Origin of the sequence: Stenotrophomonas sp. JAI102, assembly GCF_013409105.1 — a bacterium.
GTDB classification, from domain to species: Bacteria; Pseudomonadota; Gammaproteobacteria; order Xanthomonadales; family Xanthomonadaceae; genus Stenotrophomonas; species Stenotrophomonas maltophilia_AA.
In genome coordinates this window covers 125,760-147,348 of the sequence record NZ_JACCCI010000001.1, presented here as the reverse complement: position 1 = coordinate 147,348, position 21,589 = coordinate 125,760, and the positions used below count along the sequence as shown (strand labels likewise).

12 protein-coding genes and 1 pseudogene are annotated in these 21,589 nt (G+C 65.1%); 7 read left to right on the top strand and 6 right to left on the bottom strand.

What is annotated here, in order from left to right; all coding sequences use genetic code 11:
• Positions 1–327 precede the first annotated feature (327 nt).
• The 5 genes from HDC96_RS00640 (at position 328) to HDC96_RS00620 (ending at position 14,196) form a co-directional block, all read left to right on the top strand.
• On the top strand, positions 328–3,285 hold the full coding sequence (locus HDC96_RS00640) for a TonB-dependent receptor (RefSeq protein ID WP_179458323.1): 2,958 nt from the start codon (positions 328–330) through the stop codon (positions 3,283–3,285).
• A 398-nt stretch (positions 3,286–3,683) separates the two neighbouring features.
• Positions 3,684–6,491: a TonB-dependent receptor gene (locus HDC96_RS00635; protein ID WP_179458322.1), complete on the top strand. Its 2,808-nt coding sequence runs from the start codon at positions 3,684–3,686 to the stop codon at positions 6,489–6,491.
• A 404-nt stretch (positions 6,492–6,895) separates the two neighbouring features.
• Positions 6,896–9,709: a TonB-dependent receptor gene (locus tag HDC96_RS00630; protein WP_179458321.1), complete on the top strand. Its 2,814-nt coding sequence runs from the start codon at positions 6,896–6,898 to the stop codon at positions 9,707–9,709.
• Between the two features lie 220 nt (positions 9,710–9,929).
• Positions 9,930–12,038, top strand: a complete 2,109-nt coding sequence (locus HDC96_RS00625) for a M13-type metalloendopeptidase (protein WP_179459567.1) — start codon at positions 9,930–9,932, stop codon at positions 12,036–12,038.
• Between the two features lie 145 nt (positions 12,039–12,183).
• The gene (locus HDC96_RS00620) at positions 12,184–14,196 is read left to right on the top strand and encodes a M13 family metallopeptidase (RefSeq protein ID WP_179458320.1); all 2,013 of its coding nucleotides are present in this window, start codon (positions 12,184–12,186) and stop codon (positions 14,194–14,196) included.
• A 100-nt stretch (positions 14,197–14,296) separates the two neighbouring features.
• Here the strand turns inward: HDC96_RS00620 and HDC96_RS00615 are convergent, their stop codons facing one another.
• The 6 genes and pseudogenes from HDC96_RS00615 to HDC96_RS00590 all read right to left on the bottom strand — a co-directional run bounded on the left by HDC96_RS00615 (position 14,297) and on the right by HDC96_RS00590 (position 19,867).
• Positions 14,297–14,971, bottom strand: coding sequence for a rhomboid family intramembrane serine protease (locus HDC96_RS00615; protein WP_179458319.1), 675 nt, complete (start codon positions 14,969–14,971; stop codon positions 14,297–14,299).
• Positions 14,972–15,061: 90 nt separating this feature from the next.
• A complete protein-coding gene (locus HDC96_RS00610) occupies positions 15,062–15,424 on the bottom strand; it encodes an MGMT family protein (RefSeq protein ID WP_319210956.1) in 363 nt (120 codons plus the stop codon).
• A complete protein-coding gene (locus HDC96_RS00605) occupies positions 15,421–16,341 on the bottom strand; it encodes a DMT family transporter (RefSeq protein ID WP_179458318.1) in 921 nt (306 codons plus the stop codon). Before HDC96_RS00605 ends, HDC96_RS00610 begins: the two co-directional genes overlap by 4 nt.
• A gap of 205 nt (positions 16,342–16,546) precedes the next feature.
• The gene (gorA, locus tag HDC96_RS00600) at positions 16,547–17,902 is read right to left on the bottom strand and encodes a glutathione-disulfide reductase (protein WP_179458317.1); all 1,356 of its coding nucleotides are present in this window, start codon (positions 17,900–17,902) and stop codon (positions 16,547–16,549) included.
• Positions 17,899–19,304, bottom strand: a pseudogene (locus HDC96_RS00595) (DUF418 domain-containing protein). Before HDC96_RS00595 ends, gorA begins: the two are co-directional and overlap by 4 nt.
• A gap of 83 nt (positions 19,305–19,387) precedes the next feature.
• Positions 19,388–19,867 (bottom strand): peptidylprolyl isomerase, encoded by a 480-nt coding sequence (locus HDC96_RS00590; RefSeq protein ID WP_088433264.1) that lies wholly within the window; start codon positions 19,865–19,867, stop codon positions 19,388–19,390.
• 111 nt (positions 19,868–19,978) lie between these two features.
• Here HDC96_RS00590 and HDC96_RS00585 point away from each other — a divergent pair, with 111 nt between their 5' ends.
• Positions 19,979–20,518, top strand: a complete 540-nt coding sequence (locus HDC96_RS00585; protein ID WP_179458315.1) for a C40 family peptidase — start codon at positions 19,979–19,981, stop codon at positions 20,516–20,518.
• A 146-nt stretch (positions 20,519–20,664) separates the two neighbouring features.
• Complete coding sequence (locus HDC96_RS00580) at positions 20,665–21,426, top strand: C40 family peptidase (protein WP_218842042.1); 762 nt, start codon at positions 20,665–20,667, stop codon at positions 21,424–21,426.
• Positions 21,427–21,589: the final 163 nt, after the last annotated feature.

The following is a 21,589-nucleotide window of genomic DNA, read 5'->3' as shown; positions in this document are numbered from 1 at the left end:
CAAGCTCCGGACAGCCGGTCCGGCCGGGCCACAGGGCGGGCGGGCGCTGGTGAGGCCGTACGTCGCATTTCACGCATTTTCAAAGGCGACGCACATTCAGCCGAAGCTCAGACGGGCAAACTCCGCACAGCCAACGCTCGGTAACCGACTGTAATCAATGAGATGTTGCACGGCAACATGTCTCGATTACGGATACCACGTGACGACATCATGTGAATATCGTTAACGTTGTGTTACGTTCGAGTGAGAGCAGGGAATGCTCATGAACGTCGCCGTAACGGACTCAGGGAAGAGAGACATGCACATTATCCAGTGGGGATCCAAATGATGAATCAACGTTCTGCGCCTCTGCGCCATCCGCTCACGTCCGCGCTGATGGCCGGCCTGATGGCCTTCGGCGTCGCACCCGTCATGGCGCAGGAAGCCGGCAGCGCCACGACCGAGCTCGACAAAGTCACCGTCACCGGCTCGCGCATCGCGCGTACCGGCTTCGTCACCCCCTCGCCGGTCACCGCGATCACTGCAGAGGAAATCCGCACCACGGGGGCGCTGAACATCGGCGACCTGATGACCAAGATGCCGCAGCTGACCCCGACGTACACGCTCGGCAACTCGACGCGCTTCATCGGCACTGCAGGCCTGGGTCTGCTCGATCTGCGCGGCATGGGTGCCTCGCGCACCCTGGTGCTGGTCAATGGCCGCCGTCACGTCGGTGCAAGCCCGGGCTCGACCTCGGTTGACGTCAACACGATCCCGGTCGAGTGGATCGAGCGCGTTGAAGTGATCACCGGTGGCGCCTCCGCCGTTTACGGTGCGGATGCCGTCGCCGGCGTGGTCAACTTCATCATGAAGAAGAAGTTCGATGGCTTCGAGCTGCGCGGCCAGACCGGCATGGCGGACGAAGGCAGCTTCGGCCGCTCGTTCGTGAGCTTCTCCGGCGGCAGCGATTTCGCCGACGGCCGCGGCAGCGCCGCTATCGCGATGGAATACAGCACCCAGGATCGCTTCGGTCGTGGTGACCGCGCCATCGGCCGCCAGTACCAGACCTCGATTCCGAACCCGAAGTACGATGCGACCAAGCCGTCCAGCGAAAGCAACCCGCAGACCATCCTGAGCGGCCCGGGCGGCAACCATGCCCTGTCCTACGGCGGTACGTTCACGCTGGGTGCCTTCAACGGTACCAACCGTTATCTGTTCAACCCGGACGGCACCTTCCGCAAGAACCGCTACGACGGCGTCATCGTCAGCGCCAACACCTGCACGGATTGCGACTTCGCCGACCTGAATGCCGTGGCTGACCTGGAGCCGGCGTTCGACCGCTTCAGCTTTAACACCGTGGTTAACTTCGACCTGAACGACAATCACCGCCTGTTCTTCGAAGGCAAGTACAGCAAGACCGAATCGGAGTTCTTCGGCCAGCCGACCTTCGATCAGGTCGGTACCGCCCGCGCCCTGCGCATCCGTCGTGACAATGCCTATGTGACCCCGGAACTGGGTGCGCTGATGGATGCCAACGGCCTGACCACCCTGCAGCTGTCGCGCTTCAACGTCGATGCCGGCCGCCGTGGCGAGCAGGTGGAACGTGCGACCGCCCGCGCCGTGATCGGCCTGGAAGGCATGTTCGGTGACGACTGGAGCTACGAGGCCTCGGCCAACTACGGTCAGACCAACATCGACCGTATCAACGTCAACAACCGCATCGAAGAACGCTGGCAGGCGGGTCTGGATGCCGTGATTGACCCGGCCACCGGCCGCGTCGCTTGCCGCACCACCGTCAACCCGGCGGCGATCAACCCGTACACCGGCCGCCAGTACTCGGCAGCTCTCGTTGGCGGCTGCGTGCCGTTCAACGTGATGGGCAATGGCCAGATCAGCCCGGAAGCGGCAGCATGGTTCAACACCAACTCGCTGAATCAGTCCAAGCTGACCCAGCAGGTGCTGAGCGCGTCGGTCGCCAACGGCTCGCTGTTCTCGCTGCCTGCTGGTGATGTGGGCATCGCTGCTGGCTTGGAATATCGCAAGGAGCAGAGCCAGGAAAACACCGATCCGATGTCGGCTGCTGGCCTGACCTTCCTGAACGCAATTCCGAACCGCGGCGGCGAATACGACGTCAAGGAAGTGTTCGTGGAAACCACTGTGCCGCTGCTGGCCGACCTGCCGGGCATCAACCGCCTGAGCATGGATCTGGCCGGTCGCTTCTCGGACTACAGCACCATCGGTTCGACCAAGACCTGGAACGTTGGCCTGGATTGGGAAATCCTGTCCTCGCTGCGCTTCCGCGGCACCCTGGCCAAGGCGGTTCGGGCACCGAGCATCGGTGAACTGTACAACCCGCAGTCCGAGAACTTCGCGACGGTCAACGATCCCTGCAACACGCTGACCACCAACAGCAACCGCCCCAGCACCGCAAAGGACCCGGCCCTGCGCGCGGCAAACTGCGCCGCCCTGGGCATTCCGGCGAACTGGATCGATACCTATACGGCAACCCGCCCTGGCGTCAGCGGTGGCAACCCGGACCTGAAGCCGGAGCGCTCCAAGTCGGTGTCGATGGGCTTTGTATGGCAGCCGGAATTCATCGAAGGCTTCGGCATGTCGGTGGACTACTGGCGCATCACGCTGGAAGACGCGATCGGCTCGGTCACCGCCCAGACCAACGCAACCCGTTGTGTTGACTCCCCCGGCGGCGTCCAGAACAACTCGTTCTGCGACATGATCACCCGCGCCGATGGCAATGCCGGAACCCCGTACAGCATCATCCGCTGGGTGGCATTGGCCGAAAACCTCGCCAAGTCGCGTCGTGTCGGCGTCGATCTGGAGATGGACTACCGCTTCAACCTGCTCGGCGGCCAGACCACCATGCGCCTGGTCGGCACCCGTCTGATCCAGTCGCGTGAGTGGGCTTTCCAGGCCTTCCCGGATGAGTACAGCGAGTATGTGACCTCGTTCACCGATCCGCGCTGGCGCGGTCAGTTCAACACGACCTGGAAGCGTGATGGCTTCCGCGCGTCGTGGGACATGAGCTACGTGGACGGCAATCTGCGCGTCACCCCGGACAGCTACAACTCCAACCCGGGTTCGCAGAGCCCTATCCGCAACCCGTCGTACACCTACCACAACTTCCAGTTCGGCTACACGATTCCGGACACCGGCCTGGACGTTTACGTGGGCTTGAACAACGCGTTCGACAAGGATCCGCCGGTCAACTACTTCGGCGCCGACCTGGGCACCGCGTACTACGACTCGATCGGTCGTTACATGTACATGGGCGTCACCTACAAGTTCTGATCCATCCAGAACAGCAACACCCAACAAGCCCGGCTCACGCCGGGCTTGTTTCGTTTCAGGCCCCCGACAGACCCTGCCCGCCCCTGGCCCGACGCAGGTCGCAAAGATCCCTCAAACGGTGGCAAGAGCCCGAAAACAGAAATCGATTTCAAATGTAAGCATTCAGCTGCAGCTCATCACCTCAACTGTTACACATCGACACAAAATAATAAATAATTGATTTATAAGTATTTTCGAGAACTTCTACACCTCATTCCTGATCGCCATGTGACTGACCCGTGTAAGCATTGTTAAGGCTGTGTTACGTTCGATGGCGAAGCACGGAGAGCTTCACCCATGAATGTAATCGCTCCCACGGACGGCCCCCACCCACGTCGACACTGCACTCGGGGATGCCCATGTCTCGCTATCGCTCCACCCTGTCTCGCCACCCGCTGACCGCTGCCGTTCTGACCGGCATGCTGCTGACCAGCGCCGTCACCGCCTTCGCCCAGGACAGCAGCACCACCAACCTGGACAAGGTCACCGTCACCGGTTCGCTGATCCCGCAGACCGAGATCGAAACCCATACCCCGGTCGTGACCATCACCGCCGAAGACATCCAGACGCGCGGCTTCACCAGCGTGGCCGATGTGCTCCAGCAGTCCTCGCTGACCACCGGCGGCCTGCAGGGCGGCCAGACCTCCGCCTCGTTCACCCAGGGTGCCGAAGCGGCCGGCATGTTCGGCCTGAGCCCGAGCTACACCAAGTACCTCATCAACGGCCGGCCGATGCTGTCCTACCCCGCCCTGTACAACGGCGGCGACACGTTCAACAACATCAGCGGCATCCCGATCGACATCGTCGAACGCATCGAGATCCTGCCGGGCGGCCAGTCCTCCCTGTACGGCTCGGATGCGATCGCCGGCGTGGTCAACATCATCCTGAAGGAGCGGATGGACGGCAGCGTGCTGAACGTGCGCGGCGGCACCTACACCGAAGGCGGTGGCAGCACCTTCCGCGTCAGCGGGGCCACTGGATTCAACAGCGCCGATGATCGCCTCAACGTACTGGTCAATGCCCAGTTCGAATCGAGCAATCCGATCTGGGGCTACCAGCGCGACGTCACTAGGACCACCAACGGCAACGGCTACACCGCGCAGGTGCCGACCAACGACTTCCTGGTCGTCAATCCGGCCGCCGGCAACGCCTACCTGATGATGGACCCGAACCTGTGCGCCAACGTGGCCGGGCAGTTCGGTGGCACCACCGTGCTCGGCACGCGTGCGGCCGGCCAGTCCTGCGGCTCGATCTACAGCCCGGGCTACAAGACGGTCAAGAACGGCAAGGACAGCGCGCAGATCTACAGCTCGTTCACCTTCGACGCCAACGACAGCCTGCAGCTGTTCGGCGATGTGCTCTACAGCTATGAAGACGTGAAGTACGCCACCGGCTCCAACTACACATGGTGGGGCACCGCGTCGGGCTACGGCCGCTTCTGGGATCAGACCAGTGGCCAGTGGATGAACCTGCAGCGCGCGTTCGCGCCGGAAGACATCAGCGCCAACGGCTACAAGGACATCCTCAACACCGACCGCAACAAGGCCTACCAGGTCACCCTGGGCGGCCGCGGCACGCTCGGCAACTGGGATTACAGCGCCAGCTTCACCCGCGGCGAGTACAAGCTGACCGAGCGCAACTTCGTGCGCTGGGCCGACCCGATCAACAGCTACTTCGAAGAACACGTGCTGGGCCCGCAGCTCGGCACCCGCAGCGGCTACGCCGTGTTCGCACCGAACTGGGACGCCTTCTACGCGCCGATCCCGGCTGGTGACTTCGCCACCTTCACCGGTTACACCGAGAGCCAGAGCCGCACCTGGCAGAACCTGGGTCGTTTCCAGATCACCAACGGCACGCTGTTCTCGCTGCCGGGCGGTGATGCGGGTTTCGCCGTCGTCGCCGAAGCCGGCAGCGAAGGCTGGGACTACACCCCGGACGAGCGCCTGATGGATGGCAGCGTGTGGGGCACGACCGCGGTCGCCGGCGCGGGTCACCGCAGCAACTACGCGCTGACTTCCGAGCTGCGCCTGCCGCTGCTCGACTCGCTCACTGTCACCGGCTCGGGCCGCTATGACGCGTTCAAGATCGGGGACAGCACCGTCGACAAGGCCACCTACAGCATCGGCGTCGAGTTCCGCCCGATCGAGAGCCTGCTGTTCCGCGGCAAGTACGGCACCGCATTCCGCGCGCCCAGCCTGTCCGATGCCTTCCAGGGCCTGAGTGGCTACTACGCCAACGGTGCGACCGATTACTACCGCTGCGGCCAGTTGGGCTACGCGCCGACCGATACCACCGGCTGCGCGTATGACAGCGTCTCGGTGTTCGGCCAGCGCGCCGGCAACCCGGACCTGGAGCCGATCACCGCCGATGTGTGGAATGCCGGCGTGGTCTGGGCACCGCTGAGCAACCTGTCCTTCTCGGTCGACTACTACAACTGGAAGATCAAGAACGAAGTCGACACGCTGAGCTCGGACCAGCTGCTGCTGGCCGAGTACTACTGCCGCAACGGCCAGGTCAACAACACGTCGGCCAGCTGCGACAACGTCAACGACTGGATCACCCGCGATGCCTCCGGCGTGCTGGACGATATCTACACCCCGAAGATGAACGTGGCCAGCCAGAACCTGCAGGCCATCACCGCCAGTGCCAAGTACGTGCAGGAACTGGGTCGTTTCGGTGCGCTGCAGTTCTCCACCAACTACACCAACATGATCAAGCGCGAGCTGCAGCCGCAGCCGGGCGATGAGTACCTGGACCTGCTGCGCGATCCGTACAACATGTGGATCTACGACTCCTACGCCAAGGTGCGCGCCGATGGCTCGCTGGCCTGGGCCCTGGACAAGTGGACCACCACGCTGTACTTCAACTACGTCGGCAAGACCCCGAACTACCTGGCCTACGCCGGCAACGGCTATGACTACGTGCACTCCTCGGGCGCCAAGGCCGGCAAGTGGGGTTCCTACACGACCTACAACCTGAGCGTGAACTACCGCGCGGCGGAGAACATGACCTTCTCGGTCATGGTCAACAACGTGTTCAACAAGATGCCCGACAACCAGGCGAGCAACTACCCGGGCACCTCGGGTACGCCGTACAACAATTACTTCTACAACATCTACGGCCGTGCCGTGTATGTGCAGGCCAAGTACGAATTCGGCGCGAAGTAAGTTCCACGTCCTAGGATGGACCCTGGAGCCCCGCCGCAAGGCGGGGCTTTTTCATGTCCAAACCCCCGGGTTTCGGAATGCGAATCGGCTTTTAATCTCACTTGTTAAACAGCGCCATATTCAGCACTCGCTCATCGGCCGAACATGAGTAAATTTTCATCCATGCCCAGGCGATTGTTTTTCAAAAGATTTCAGAGCGGACCGATATTCGTCCCCGGCCGAGGATGACCATTCAGCGAATTTCACGTTAAGCGTGTGTTACGTTCGCCGCACACCGGTTTCAACTGAACGCAGAATGAAACAGCCAAGGATGGTCCACAGGCCTGGGACCGGTCACCGTTGAACGCCATCAAGACGTCCCACGGAAGGGAAAGCCACGACATCACCACTACACGGGGTTACACATGTCTCGCCAAGGTACTTCGATCTCGCGTCACCCGCTTGCCGCCGCCGTCCTCACCGGCCTGCTGCTCACCAGCGCTACCGTCTTCGCACAGGACAACGGCGCCACCAATCTCGACCGCGTCACCGTCACCGGTTCGCTGATCCCGCAGACCGAGATCGAGAACCACACGCCGGTGCTGACCGTCACCGCCGAGGACATCCAGACCCGCGGCTTCACCAGCATTTCCGAAGTCCTGCAGCAGTCCTCGCTGACCACCGGCGGCCTGCAGGGCGGCCAGACCGCGGCCTCCTTCACCCAGGGCGCCGAAGCGGCCGGCATGTTCGGCCTGGATCCGGGTTACACCAAGTACCTGATCAATGGCCGCCCGATGCTGCAGTACCCGGCGCTCTACAACGGCAGCGATGCGTTCAACAACCTCAGCGGCATCCCGATCGACATCGTCGAGCGCATTGAAATCCTGCCGGGCGGCCAGTCCTCGCTGTACGGTTCGGATGCGATCGCCGGCGTGGTCAACATCATCCTGAAAGAGCGTATGGAAGGCGGTGTGCTCAATGTCCGTGGCGGCGCCACCTCCGAGGGCGGTGGCAACAACATCCGCGTCAGCGGGGCCAAGGGCTTCAACAGTGCCGATGACCGCTTCAATGCGCTGGTCAACGTCCAGTACGAAAAGAGCAACCCGATCTGGGGCTACCAGCGCGACCTGACCCGCACCAACAACCGCGTCGGTTACAGCGCGCAGGTGCCGGCCAATGACTTCCTGGTCTACCTGCCGGCGGACAACAACGCGTTCGTGATGATGGATCCGACCCGCTGCGCCAGCGTCGCCGGCCAGTTCGGCGGCACCACCGTGCTCGGCACCCGCGCGGCGGGCGAATCGTGCGGTTCGGCCTACGGCGCCGGCTACCGCACGCTGAAGAACGACAAGGAAAGCAGCCAGTTCTACAGCTCGATGACGTTCGATGTGAACGACAACTTCACCCTGTTCGCCGATGCGCTGTACAGCCTGGAAGAGGTCAAGTACACCCCGGGTTCGGGCTATACGTTCTGGGGCAGCGACCTGAGTTTCGGCGCGTTCTATGATCAGGACACCGATCAGTACATGAATCTGCAGCGCGCGTTCGCGCCGGAGGACATCGGGCCGAACGGCTACAAGGACATCCTCAACACCGACCGCAACAAGGCTTACCAGGTGACCCTGGGCGGGCGTGGCACGTTCGGCAACTGGGACTACAGCGCCAGCTTCAGCCGCGGCGAATACAAGCTGACCGAGCGCGGCTTCGTGCGCTGGGCCGATGACATCGACAGCTACTTCGAGAACCGCGTGCTCGGTCCGGTGCTGGGCACCACCGATGACGGCTACAACATCTACAGCCCGAACTGGGGCGCGTTCTATTCGCAGCTGCCGGCCGGCGATTTCCAGAGCTTCACCGGCTACACCTACAACGAGAGCAAGACCTGGCAGAACCTGGGCCGCTTCCAGATCACCAATGGCTCGCTGTTCACCCTGCCCGGTGGCGATGCCGGTTTTGCCGTCGTCGCCGAGGCCGGCAGCGAAGGCTGGGATTACCGCCCGGACGAGCGGCTGATGGACGGCAGCGTGTGGGGCACCACCTCGGTGGCCGGCAATGGCCATCGCAGCAACTACGCGCTGACCTCCGAACTGCGCCTGCCGCTGATCGATTCGCTGACCGTCACCGGTTCCGGCCGTTACGACGCCTACAAGATCGCCGACAACACCGTCGACAAGGCCACCTACAGCGTGGGTGTCGAGTTCCGTCCGATCGAAAGCCTGCTGTTCCGCGGCAAGTACGGTACCGCCTTCCGTGCCCCCACCCTGCCCGACGCCTTCCAGGGCGAGAGCGGTTACTACGCCAACGGCGCGGTCGATTACTACCGTTGCGGCCAGCTCGGCTATGCGCCGGCCGATACCCTCGCCTGCCCGTACGGCAACGAGTCGGTGTTCGGCGTGCAGGCCGGCAACACCGAGCTGGAACCGATCACCGCCGATGTCTGGAATGCCGGCGTTGTCTGGGCACCGATCAACAACCTGTCGGTCTCGGTGGACTACTACAACTGGAAGATCGACAACGAAGTCGACACCCTGAGCTCGGACCAGCTGCTGCGCGCGGAGTATTACTGCCGCAACGGGCAGGACAACCCGACCTCGGCCAGCTGCGACAACGTCGCCGACTGGATCACCCGCGATGCGGCCGGCAACATCGAGCAGATATTCACGCCGAAGCTCAACGTGGCGCGCCAGAACCTGCAGGCCCTGACGGCCAGCTTCAAGTACGTGCAGGACATCGGCCGCTTCGGCTCGCTGCAGTTCGCCAGCAACTACACCAACATCCTCAAGCGCGAGCTGCAGCCGCAGCCGGGCGACGGCTACCTGGATCTGCTGCGCGACCCGTATGCGATGTGGTACTACGACGCCTACGCCAAGGTCCGTACCGATGGTTCGGTGGGCTGGGCCAAGGACCGTTGGACCACCACGCTGTACTTCAACTACATCGGCAAGACGCCGAACTACATGTCCTACCTGGGCGAGAGCTACGACTACGTGCATTCGTCTGGCTACAAGGCGGGCAAGTGGGGCTCGTACACCACGTACAACCTGAGCGTGAACTACCGGGCGCTGGACAACCTGACCCTCTCGCTGATGGTGAACAACGTGTTCAACAAGATGCCCGACGGCCAGGCCCACAGCTACGCCGGCAACGTCGCCTCGCCGTACAACAGCAGCATCTACAACCCGTACGGTCGCGCGGTGTACGTGCAGGCCAAGTACGATTTCGGTACCAAGACCAACTAAGCCGCACCAAGGATGACACCCCCGGGCCCCGCCGCAAGGCGGGGCTTTTCCTTGGCCGTCACCGGGCCGGGCCCTGGTCCACGATTGACCGGATCAGGCCGCTTGCCATCGGCCATGACCTTCGACACCCTTGCAGGCCGGGCCAGCGGCGTATCGTCTGGCCCACGGGCCCTTGCGGGCCATTCCTGCATGACTTTCCGGCCTGGAGGCCAATCACGTGATCGCTCGTACACCCAAACTGGTACTGCTGACCCTGGCCGTTTCGGCCGCGCTGGTCGGCTGCGGCAAGAACGAAACCCCGGCGACGGACAGCGCAGCCTCCACTGCCGCGCCGGCCGCCACGGCCGCCACCGAGTACACGCTCGACGAGAGCAAGCTGCCGGCCTACAACGCCTTCCACCCGTCCGATCTGGACACCAGCATGGACGCCTGCGGCGCGTTCGGCGACTACGTCAACAGCAAGTGGCTGGCCGCCAATGAAATCCCGGCCGACCGCACCAGCTGGGGCGCCTTCACCATCCTGGACGAGCGCTCGGTCGCCGTGCAGCACCAGCTCGCCGAGCAGGTCGCGGCGGTCAAGAACCCGACCGGCATCGAGAAGATCGTCGGCGACTTCTGGGCCACCGGCATGGACGAAGCCAAGATCAATGCCCAGGGCATCGAGCCGATCAAGGCCGACCTGGCCGCCATCGACGGCCTGCAGGACAAGGACGCGATCGCCAACTACCTGCGCACCAGCGCGGCCAAGGGCGAGAACGTGCTGTTCGGCTTCGGTCCGGAAGCGGACTTCAAGAATTCCAGCATGAACCTGGCCTACGCCAGCCAGGGCGGCCTGGGCCTGCCGGACACCACCTACTACACCGACGCCAAGAACGCCGACAAGCTCAAGGCCTACCAGGCCCACGTAGCCAAGGTGCTGGAACTGGCCGGCGTGGCGACCGCCGATGCTGAAAAGCAGGCCGCCGACGTGGTCAAGTTCGAAACCCGCCTGGCAAAGGCGTCCAAGTCCAGCGTCGAGCTGTCGCGCGATGTCTCGCTGTTCTACAACCCGGTCACCGTGGCCGATGCGGACAAGCTGACCCCGAACTTCAGCTGGAGCGAGTTCTTCAAGGCCCAGGGCATCGCCACGCCCGAGAAATTCTCGCTGGCCATGCCGAGCTTCCACCAGGAAGTGAGCAAGGCACTCGGCGATACCGATCCGTCGGTGTGGCGCGCCTACCTGCGCTTCCACACCGTGGACAGCGCCTCGCCGTACCTGGCCGATGCGTTCGTCAACGAGAGCTACAACTTCTACGGCAAGACCCTGAACGGCCAGAAGGAGCAGAAGCCGCGCTGGAAGCGCGTGCTGGGCACCATCGAGAACGATGCCGGCGACGCCTTCGGCCAGCTGTACGTCAAGGTCGCCTTCTCGCCGGAAGCCAAGGCGAAGATGGAAGAACTGGTCAAGAACCTGGCCGCCGCGCTCAAGGAGCGCATCCAGGGCCTGACCTGGATGAGCGACGAGACCAAGGCCAAGGCGATCGCCAAGTGGGAAACCTTCACCCCGAAGATCGGCTACCCGGACAAGTGGCGTGACTGGAGCGGCCTGAGCACCGGGCGCGACAGCTACCTGGGCAACGTCCGCGCCGCCAACGCGTTCAACTACAAGTTCGCGCTGTCCAAGATCGGCCAGCCGGTGGACAAGACCGAGTGGGGCATGACCCCGCAGACGGTCAATGCCTACTACAACCCGCTGCAGAACGAGATCGTGTTCCCGGCCGCCATCCTGCAGCCGCCGTTCTTCGATCCGAAGGCCGATGACGCGCTGAACTACGGCGGCATCGGTGCGGTGATCGGCCACGAAATGACCCACGGTTACGACGACCAGGGCAGCCGTTTCGGGCCGACCGGCAACTTCGAGAACTGGTGGACCGACGCCGACACCAAGAACTTCAGCGGCCTGACCGGCAAGCTGATCAAGCAGTTCGACGGCTACAAGGTGGACGGCCAGGCGGTCAACGGCAAGCTGACCCTGGGCGAGAACATCGCCGATCTGGGCGGCCTGGCGACCGCCTACGACGCCCTGCAGAAGGCCTCGGCCGGCAAGGAAGACCCGAAGGTCGACGGCTTCACCCGCGACCAGCGCTTCTTCTTCAACTGGGCCACCGTGTGGCGCACCAAGTACACCCCGGAGAACATGAAGGTCCGTCTGGCGACCGACCCGCATGCCCCGGCGCAGTTCCGTGCAATGGGTGCCCCGTCGAACCTGCCGACCTTCGCCGCTGCGTTCCAGTGCAAGGCCGGCTCGCCGATGGTGCGTGCAGGCGACCAGCAGGTCGTGATCTGGTAAGCCGTCACGCCCCGGCGTGATGTGATCCATGCAGAGGCCCGGGATTTTCCCGGGCCTTTGTTTTTTGGGCGCGCGCTTGCCATCACGCTCGTTTCGCTTTGCTTGGTACACTCGCGCGATCTCATCCCCGCTGGATTCGCTTTACATGTCCAACCTCCGTCCGCTCGCCATTGCCCTGGGCCTGAGCCTGGCCTCCCTGGTCATCGCACACGATGCGCATGCCGCGCCGAAGAAGAAGGCCGCCGCCCGCGCGCCGGCCGTCAGCGCGCAGTGCAGCGACTTCTACGAGGCCACCAATGCGACCTGGTTGAAGGCCAACCCGGTACCGCAGACCGGCGCCACCACCGCCCTGGGCCAGCTGGCCGACCGTACCCGCCAGCAGCAGCGTGAACTGCTGGATGGCGCGATGAAGGCACCGCAGGGCAACGTGCAGAAGCTGCTGGGCGACTTCTGGGCCAGTGGCCTGGACGAGGCCGCGGTGGAAGCCGACGGGTCCAACCCGATCGCCCCGCTGCTGACCCGCATCAACGCGATCAAGAAGGCCAAGGACGTGCCGGCCTCGATCGCCGCGCTGCACCAGGTCGGTATCCCGGTGGCCTTCAACTTCGCGCCGGACGTGGACCTGAAGGCGCTGGACCGCCACATCGGCTACTTCATGCAGGGTGGCATGGGCCTGCCGGACCCGGCGTTCTACACCCGCACCGATGCCGACACCGTCGCGCTGATGGGGCGCTACCGCAATTACGTCAAGCAGGTGCTGGCCCTGACCGGCACCCCGGCCAACAAGCTCGATGCCGAGTCGCAGTCGGTGATCGCCCTGGAAACCGAACTGGCGCGCAACGCGCAGTCGCTGGCGGGCATCAACAACCCGTTCAACAACTACGCGCCGATCTCCACCAAGGAGCTCAACAGCCGCTATCGCAACCTGCAGCTGGAGGCCTTCCTGAAGGCACAGGGCGTCAACGACGACCTGGTCTCGCTGTCCGATCCGGCGCTGTTCAAGCAACTCGACGGCATGATCACCCGGCTCAAGCCGGAGCAGTGGAAGGTCTACCTGCGCTGGCGCGTGGGTGATGCCATGGCACCGTACCTGTCCAAGGCCTACCGCGACGCCGAGTTCGAATTCCGCGGCCGCGTGATCCGTGGCCAGACCCTGCCGCCGGCGCGCTGGGAGCAGGTGCTGGACGCGATCAACGTCGCTGCCGGCCCGATGGTAGGTCGCGAGTACGCGGCCAGGCACCTGTCGGCCGATGACCGTCGCAAGGCCGCCCTGGTCGTGGACAAGATCCGCGAAGTGCAGATCGACGCGGTCAAGCGCAGCACCTGGATGAGCGACGAAGCCAAGACCGAAGCGCAGGCCAAACTGGCCGCACTGAAGATCGAGATCGGCACCCCGCTGCGCGATCTGGATTACACCGTGCAGCCGATGGGCCGTGGCAGCTTCGGCGGCAACATGCTGATCGCCTCCACCTGGCGCCACCGCGAAGAAATGAAGCGCATCGGCAAGGGCAACGCCGACCGCCGCTGGGACGTGCTGCCGCAGCAGCCGGCGCTGGCGTATGACATCGCGCAGAACCGCCTGATCGTCACCGCCGCCGTGCTGCAGGGCCCGGTGTTCAATGCCAAGGGCGATACCGCCGAGCTGTTCGGCAGCTACGGCGCGCTGGTCGCCCACGAGCTGACCCGTGCGATCGACGCCAAGGGCGCGCTGGTCGATGCCAAGGGCGAACTGCGCAGCTGGTGGACCCCGGCCGACAAGACCGCCTGGACCCTGTTCGGCAACCGCGTGGCCGCGCAGTACAGCGGTTACGACTACCCGGGCGTCAAGGGGGCCAAGGTCAACGGCGAACTCACCCGCGAAGAGAACCTGGCCGATCTGGCCGGCCTGGAACTGGCGTGGGAGGCTTACAAGGCTGTCGAACCGGCCGCCAAGCCGGCCGCGCAGCAGGGTTTCTTCCGTGGCTGGGCGAACCTGTGGCCGCAGCAGTTGTCGCCGAACGTCGCCGCCCAGCGCGTGACCTCGGACATCCTGGCCCCGGGCCGCTGGCGCACCAACGGCCCGCTGTCCAACCTGCCGGCCTTTGGTGCCACCTTCACCTGCAAGCCGGGCCAGCCGATGCAGCGCGTGGACAACGACCAGATCAAGGTCTGGCGCTGAGCGCTGCAACACAGCAGACGAAAAGGGCGCCCACCGGGCGCCCTTTTCATTTAACGGGGACGGAGGTGGTTATTAACTACCTCCGTCCCTGTTATTTGCCTTACTTGATGCTGCGCAGGTGATTGGGTCGCTTCGGAGGGCCCGGCGGACGCCGGTTGTTGAACGGCGGTTGGCCGCGCCAGTAGCGGATCAACAGCCAGCCGAACAGCATGCCGCCCAGGTGGGCGAAATGGGCCACGCCCGGCTGCCAGCCGGTGGCGCCCAGCATCAGCTCCATCGCGCCGAAGACGATCACGAAGGTACGTGCCTTCATCGGGATCGGCGGGAACAGCAGCATCACGCGCTGGTTCGGGAACAGCATGCCGTAGGCCAGCAACAGGCCGAACACGCCACCGGAAGCGCCCAGGACCGTGGCCGGGTCGGCCAGCATCATGCCGACCAGCAGCTGGCACAGGCCGGCACCGGCCACGCACACCAGGTAATAGGTCAGGAAGCGCTTTTCGCCCCAGGTCTGTTCCAGCGGCGCACCGAACATGAAGAGCGCGAGCATGTTGAAGAACAGATGGCCGAAGCTCCCATGCAGGAAGCCATAGGTGAGCAGTTGCCACGGCTGGAAGTTGCCACCCGGCGAGAACGGATCGAAGCCGCCGCCCAACGGCTGCAGCATGAAGGGCTCGAAGGTGCCGTTGCCGAGCAGGAACGGCTGCTGCAGCAGGAACAGCACGGCGTTGGCGATCAACAACGCTTTGGTGACGGTAGGCAGTCGCGGAAACATGGGGGCATCCTTTGGAACTGCGCCCATCATAGCCGCAGCACCCGGCCGCACGCTGCGCGCCAGCGCGCCTTGTTCAACGCCCAGGCAGCGTCAGCCCGGGCCCCACAGGGCGGCATCCAGATCGTCCGCGCCGGCCGCCGGCATGCCCTTGACCCGCCCCCGCTCGATCGCCACGCCCTCGGCGCGCAGCCGCTGGCTCTGTTCCTTCCAGCCGGCCGAGCCTTCCGGCATCGCGATGCGCCCGTCAGAGCGCAGCACGCGGTGCCATGGCAGTTCCGGGTCGTCATTCATGCCAAGCACGCGCGCGGTCAGCCGCGCCCTGCCCGGCAGCCCCGCCTTGGCCGCCACCTGGCCATAGCCCATCACCTGCCCGCGCGGGATCGCGCGGATCACCGCCAGGATGCGCGCACGCGCCTGTGCCGCCGGGTCATCGCCGATCGCGGCCGCGTTCACGCGCGGACCCGGCTGACCAGCAGCACGCCGAGCAGGACCAGCGCCGTGCCGAGGATCTGCCACGGCCCCATGGGTTCGTCGAGCAGCCATAGACTCATCACGATGGTGGAGACTGGACCGAGCATACCCACCTGCGCGGCCAGCGACGAGCCGATCCGCTTCACCGCGAGCATGATCGCCATTACCGGCAGCGCCGTGCACACCGTCGCATTGATCAGGGACAGCCAGTACACCGGCACCGGTGCCTGGCCCAGCGCCGACATCGGATGCAGCACCGCGAAGTGCAGCACGCACAGCACGCAGGCCACGCAGCTGGCATAAGCGGTCAGCCGAATCGCACCGATCCGCGCCACCACCTGGCCACTGCCGAACAGATACAGCGCATAGCTCAGCGCACTGGCGAACACCAGCGCGCTGCCCAGCACGATGCGCCCGCCTTCCAGCTGCAGGTCATGGCCGAAGGCCAGCAGTACGCCGAGATAGCTGAGCACCAGTGCGGCGACCTGCCAGCGTCCGGGGCGTTTTTTCAGCAGCACCAGGCTGATCAGCAGGACCAGCGTCGGGTTCAAGTACAGGATCAGCCGTTCCAGGGTGACGCTGATGTACTGCAGGCCCTGGAAGTCCAGCAGGCTGGACAGGTAATAGCCGGTGAAACCCAGCCACACCACCCGCCCGCGATCGCCCCATGACAGCGCCGGCGCGCGCCGCGCGGACCAGACGGCCAGCAGGGCGAACAGCGGAAAGGCCATCAACATCCGCAGCGCCAGCAGCGTGGTGGCATCCACGCCATGCCGATACGCCAGCTTGACGATGACCGCCTTGCCCGAGGCGGCAATGGCGCCGATCGCGGCCAGGGCGATGCCGCCGGCGGCGATGCGGCTGGAGGAGGTGGGAAGCGGGGAAACGGGTGACGACATCAGGACGGCGGACAGCCGCACGGAGGCGGCTGGGCAGCGGGGGAACTGGAATTGTCGCATGCTCGACACCCACGGATACCAGGCGGGTGGAGCAGCCCCCTTGAGTCAAGGGGGCGCGCCGACAGGCGCGGGGATGTGGGTGATGGTGAGGCGGGGCCCAAGGTTTGCATCGCAAACCTTGGGAGCGATGCGCGAATGCGCGTTGCTACCGCATCAGTACGACTTCTTCTGCCGAGGTCGGATGGATCGCCACGGTGTCGTCGAACTGGGCCTTGGTCACGCCCATCTTCACCGCCAGCGCGAACCCCTGCAGGATTTCATCCGCCGCCTCGCCGAGCAGGTGCACACCGACCACCCGCTCCTCTTCGCCCACGCAGACCAGTTTGAACAGGCTGCGCTGGGTGCCATCGGCCAGCGCCTGCAGCATCGGGCGGAAGTTGCTGCGGTACACGCGGACGTCGCCGTACCTCGCGCAGGCCTCTTCTTCGCTCAGCCCCACCGCGCCCAGCGCCGGGTGCGAGAACACCACGCTGGCCACGTTCTCATAGTCCATCTTCGCCTGCGGCTGGCCGCCGAACAGGCGGTCCATCAGCTTGCGCGCGGCGGCGATCGCCACCGGCGTCAGCCCCACCTTCCCGGCGATATCGCCCACGGCATGAATGCTCGGCACTGCGGTGGTCTGCCACTCGTCGACCTCCACCTCGCCCTTGTCACCCACCACCACGCCCACCGCTTCCAGCCCCAGATCGGCACTGTTGCCGCGTCGGCCGGTGGCGAAGAACAGCGCATCGAAGTGACCATCGGCGGGCCCATCATGGCCGAGCGCGACCACGGCGTCGCCGTCACGCTGCAGCTCGCGCAGGCGATAGCCGAAGTGGACCTGCACGCCCTGATGGCGCAGGTTTTCGGCAAGCTGCGCGGTGAGTTCCGCATCGAAACGCTCGAGCAGGCGCTCACCCCGTACCAGCAGGGTCACGCGGCTGCCCAGCGCCTGCAGCAGCCCGGCCAGTTCCACCGCGATGTAGCCGCCGCCGACGATCGCGACCCGCGCCGGCGCGCTGCACAGGTTGAAGAAATCATCGGAGACCAGCCCCAGTCCGGCACCGGGAATATCGGGGCGCTGCGGATGTGCGCCGGTCGCGATCAGCAGGTGCGCGGCACTGATGCGCACGCCATCGCTGCATTCCACCGTGTGCGCATCGACCAGCCGACCGCGGCGCGGCACGCGTACCACCTTGTTCTCATCCAGGCGCTTGAGATAGCTGGCATGGATGTTGGCGATGTAGGCCTGGCGATGCACCACCAGTTCCTTCCAGTCCAGCGACGGGCGCACCGGGACATCGAAGCCCATCGCCGCGGCCAGGCCGATCCGCCCGGACAGATCGGCGGCCAGCCACATCGCCTTCTTCGGCACGCAGCCGACGTTGACGCAGGTGCCGCCGAGTTCACCCGGCTCCAGCATCGCCACCCGCTGGCCGTGCTGCGCCGCGCGGAAGGCCGCAGCCAAGCCGCCGGAACCACCGCCCAGCACGATCAGGTCATAGTCGTATTGCGTCGTCATTGGCATCGCTCAACTCGGTAAGGGGCAGGATCGAACGCCGGCGTGCGTGGTTGATCAGGTCTGCCATCAACGGGCCGGTGCCGACGCTCATGCGCACCTCCAGCATGCCACGACCGGCCGCGATCCAGACGTGAGGGGACGTGGCGCCGCCGTGTCAGGCCCGACGCAGCGGCGGCCACTGCAGATAGGTCATCGCGCGCCAGATCCACTCCAGCGGCCCGAAACGGAAATACCGCAGCCACGCATGGCTGATCGCGACCTGCACCGCGAACAATGCCAGCGCGAACGGGATCTGCCACAGCCGCGGCATCGTCTCGAACGCCCCCAGTCCGTAGCCGTAGAACACCCAGGTGCAGACCAGCGACTGGCCGATGTAATGGGTCAGCGCCATCCGCCCCATCGGTGCCAGCAGCTGCAGGCGCGCGCGCCAGTGCACGATCCAGGCCAGATACCCCAGGCACATCAGCAATCCGGCCAGCGCACTGATCGCATACGCTGCGCCGCCGGGCAGATCGAGTGTGCCGGGCGCCTGGTAGGGGTGCCAGATCGCACTGCCCAGCATCAGGACCAGGCCGGTCGGCAGCGCAACCCAGCGCAGCCGTGCATACAGCCGCGCGAAACGCTCCGGCTCGGCCAGCGCACCACTGCGGGCGAACCAGCTGCCGATCAGGAACATGCCCAGCACTTCCGGGCCGATGACGAAGATCCCGGACAACATCGCGCCCAGATCATGCAGGCGCTGACCCACGGCCTGCGCCCAGCTGCCGTGCGCGTAGGCCTGACGCTGCAGTTCGATCGTCTGTTCGGCCTGTGCGATGGCTTCGCGCAGCGGCGCCTGGGTATGCTCCATGCTGGTCATCCAGCTCATCAAGGCGCCCAGCACCATCACCAGGGCGGCCGCGCCCAGGTAGCTGATCGCGCCCATCGCCGGCAGCCAACTGCGCGGCGCCTCGCGGCAGGCCAGCAACAGCAGTGAGATCAGCGCATAGATGACCAAGATGTCGCCGGACCAGACCAGCAGCGCGTGGCACAGACCAATCAGCAACAGTGCCGCACTGCGGCGCAGATAGAACGGCGTGAACGCGCGGCCGGCGAGCTCTGCGCGCTGCGCCATCACCGAGAAGCCCGCGCCGAACAGCAGCGAGAACAGGGTGAAGAACTTTCCCTGGACCAGCACGTAGATGGCCGCGTCGGCCCAGTAGTCGGCGCCCTGCCAATGCGGATCGATGCCGGTGAACGACAGATCCAGCGGACTGCTGAACGCCTCCATGTTCATCAGCAGGATGCCCAGCAGCGCGAACCCGCGCAGGATGTCGATGACGGCGATGCGCTCGTGGGCACCCACCGGCTGCAAAGGTGAAGAAGCTGCGTTCACAGGCAATCCGCTGACCAGGTCCACCATTATGCCGTGCGCGCGCGGGCCTGCCGCACAAACGAAAACGGCCCGCCGAAGCGGGCCGTTGGATCAACGAAGGGTCACCGCACTCAGTGCTGGTGGCCGCCGTCGCCGTGCACGTGGCCGTGCTCGATTTCTTCCTTGCTGGCTTCGCGCACGTCAACGATCTCGACGTTGAAGTGCAGGTCCTTGCCGGCCATCGGATGGTTCAGGTCGACGTCGACCACGCTCATGCCGACCTTCTCGACGGTGACCGCACGCGGGCCGAAGTTGGTCTGCAGCACGACCTGCTGGCCCGGGACCAGCTTGCTGGTGCCGAAGTGCTTCTTGGGCACGCGCTGGGTCAGGCCTTCGCGGCGCTCGCCGTAGGCGTCGGTCGCCTTGACGTCCACTTCGAAGGTGGCGCCGGCCTCCTTGTCCATCATGGCGTTTTCCAGGCCCGGGATGATGTTGCCGTGGCCGATCAGGATCGCCAGCGGATCACGGTCCTTGGAGCTCTCGATCGGCTCCTGGCCCTGCTCGGCGACGGTGTAATGGAAACGGACGACGCGGTCTTTTTCGATCTTCATGCGCAACTCTGGTCTGGAGACTGCCGAGGGCAGACGGGTGAGGCGGGTTGTGGCCTGCCGGATACGCCGCCATCATGACGGCCTTCTAAGGTCGCGCATTATCCGGACAACATGCACATGACGCCAGTTTCGCGCCTGACCCGCCTGCCCGGCCAGCTGGCCCTGCTGGCGATCATCGCCCTGCTGAGCGCCTGCAGCGGCGGCAAGACCACCCGCCCGGCCCCGCCGCCCGCCTCGACCCAGGTCTGGCCCAGCGTGGCCCCGAACGATCCGCAGGCCGCCAACGCCGTGCTGATGCGCGCGATCGGCCTGGTCGGCACGCCTTACCGCTACGGCGGCAACACCCCCGAATCCGGTTTCGACTGCAGCGGCCTGGTCGCGTATGTGTACCGCGAGATGCTCGACCTGCGCCTGCCGCGCACCTCGCGCGATCTGGCCGCCGTGCAGGGGCCGAAGATCGATCCCAAGCGCCTGGCGCCCGGCGACCTGGTGTTTTTCGGCAACAAGGGCAACGTCTTCCATGTCGGCATCTATGTCGGGGAAGGCCGCTTCGTGCACGCCCCCAGCACCGGCGGCACGGTGCGGCTGGACTCACTGGGCGGGCCCTACTGGAAGGACCACTACACGGGAGCGAAACGCGTCCTTAACTAAACTGAACAGGGGTAAGGTCCAAATTTGTGACCAAAGTCACGTAGTTTTAAACGAAAAATTAACGAAATTTGTACCTAATCACTGCGCTTACACGGCATCATCACCCATCGTTTTTATTCAGTGACCGCCGCGTGACGACAGACGACCTGACGTGCAAAGGCCAGACCGCCGCAACCCGGCGACGCGCCCGACCTGCTTTCCTCGCTGCAGCACTCTGCCTGGCCAGCCTTCCGGCCTGGGCACAGTCCGCACCGACGACCGCTCCCGAGGTTGCCGCATCCCCCGTCACTGTCACCCCTGATTCTTCCGCGCCGGCCAAGCCCAAAGCGGATGCGCCGGCCCGCAGCAAGGCCGATGCCGCTGCCAGCGCCACCCTCGCCGCCCTGCTTCCGCACCTGGCGGCCAACGACACCATCCCTCTCATGGACCGCTCGGCGATGTTCGCCGGCGATCTGAGCCGCCTGCTCGCCAATTACGACGCCAGCACCGGCGCCAATGCCGTGGTCGGCGGCGCTGCCGACAACGGCAAGGTCCAGTCCCTGCTGCGCCGTGCGATGACCCTGCTCGGCACGCCGTACCGCTGGGGCGGCACCTCGCCGGACAGCGGTTTCGACTGCAGTGGCCTGGTCGGCTATGTGTTCCGGACCGCGCTGGGCGTCGAACTGCCGCGCGTTTCCCGCGAGATGGCCCATGACGGCGCTGCCGAACTGATCAATGACCGCAACGCGCTGGCGGCTGGCGATCTGGTGTTCTTCGGCCGCAAGGGCCGGGTCGACCACGTCGGCATCTATGTCGGCGAAGGCCGCTTCCTGCATGCCCCCAGCACCGGCAAGGACGTCCGCGTCGACAGCCTGGTCAGCGGCTACTGGGGCGGCAAGTTCATGCAGGCCCGCCGCGTCGACCTCTGACGCGCCCTGTTGAACCGCCCGATCGAAGGCCGCTGCCCTGCAGCGGCCTTTTTCGTTGGGCGACCGGCACTGGCCGCTGACCGGCCCAACCCGCGTTCCCTTCTCTGTCACCGCCGTTTTCCCGGCCGGCGACGCGCCCGGCGCTTGCGCACCGTGGCGGGGG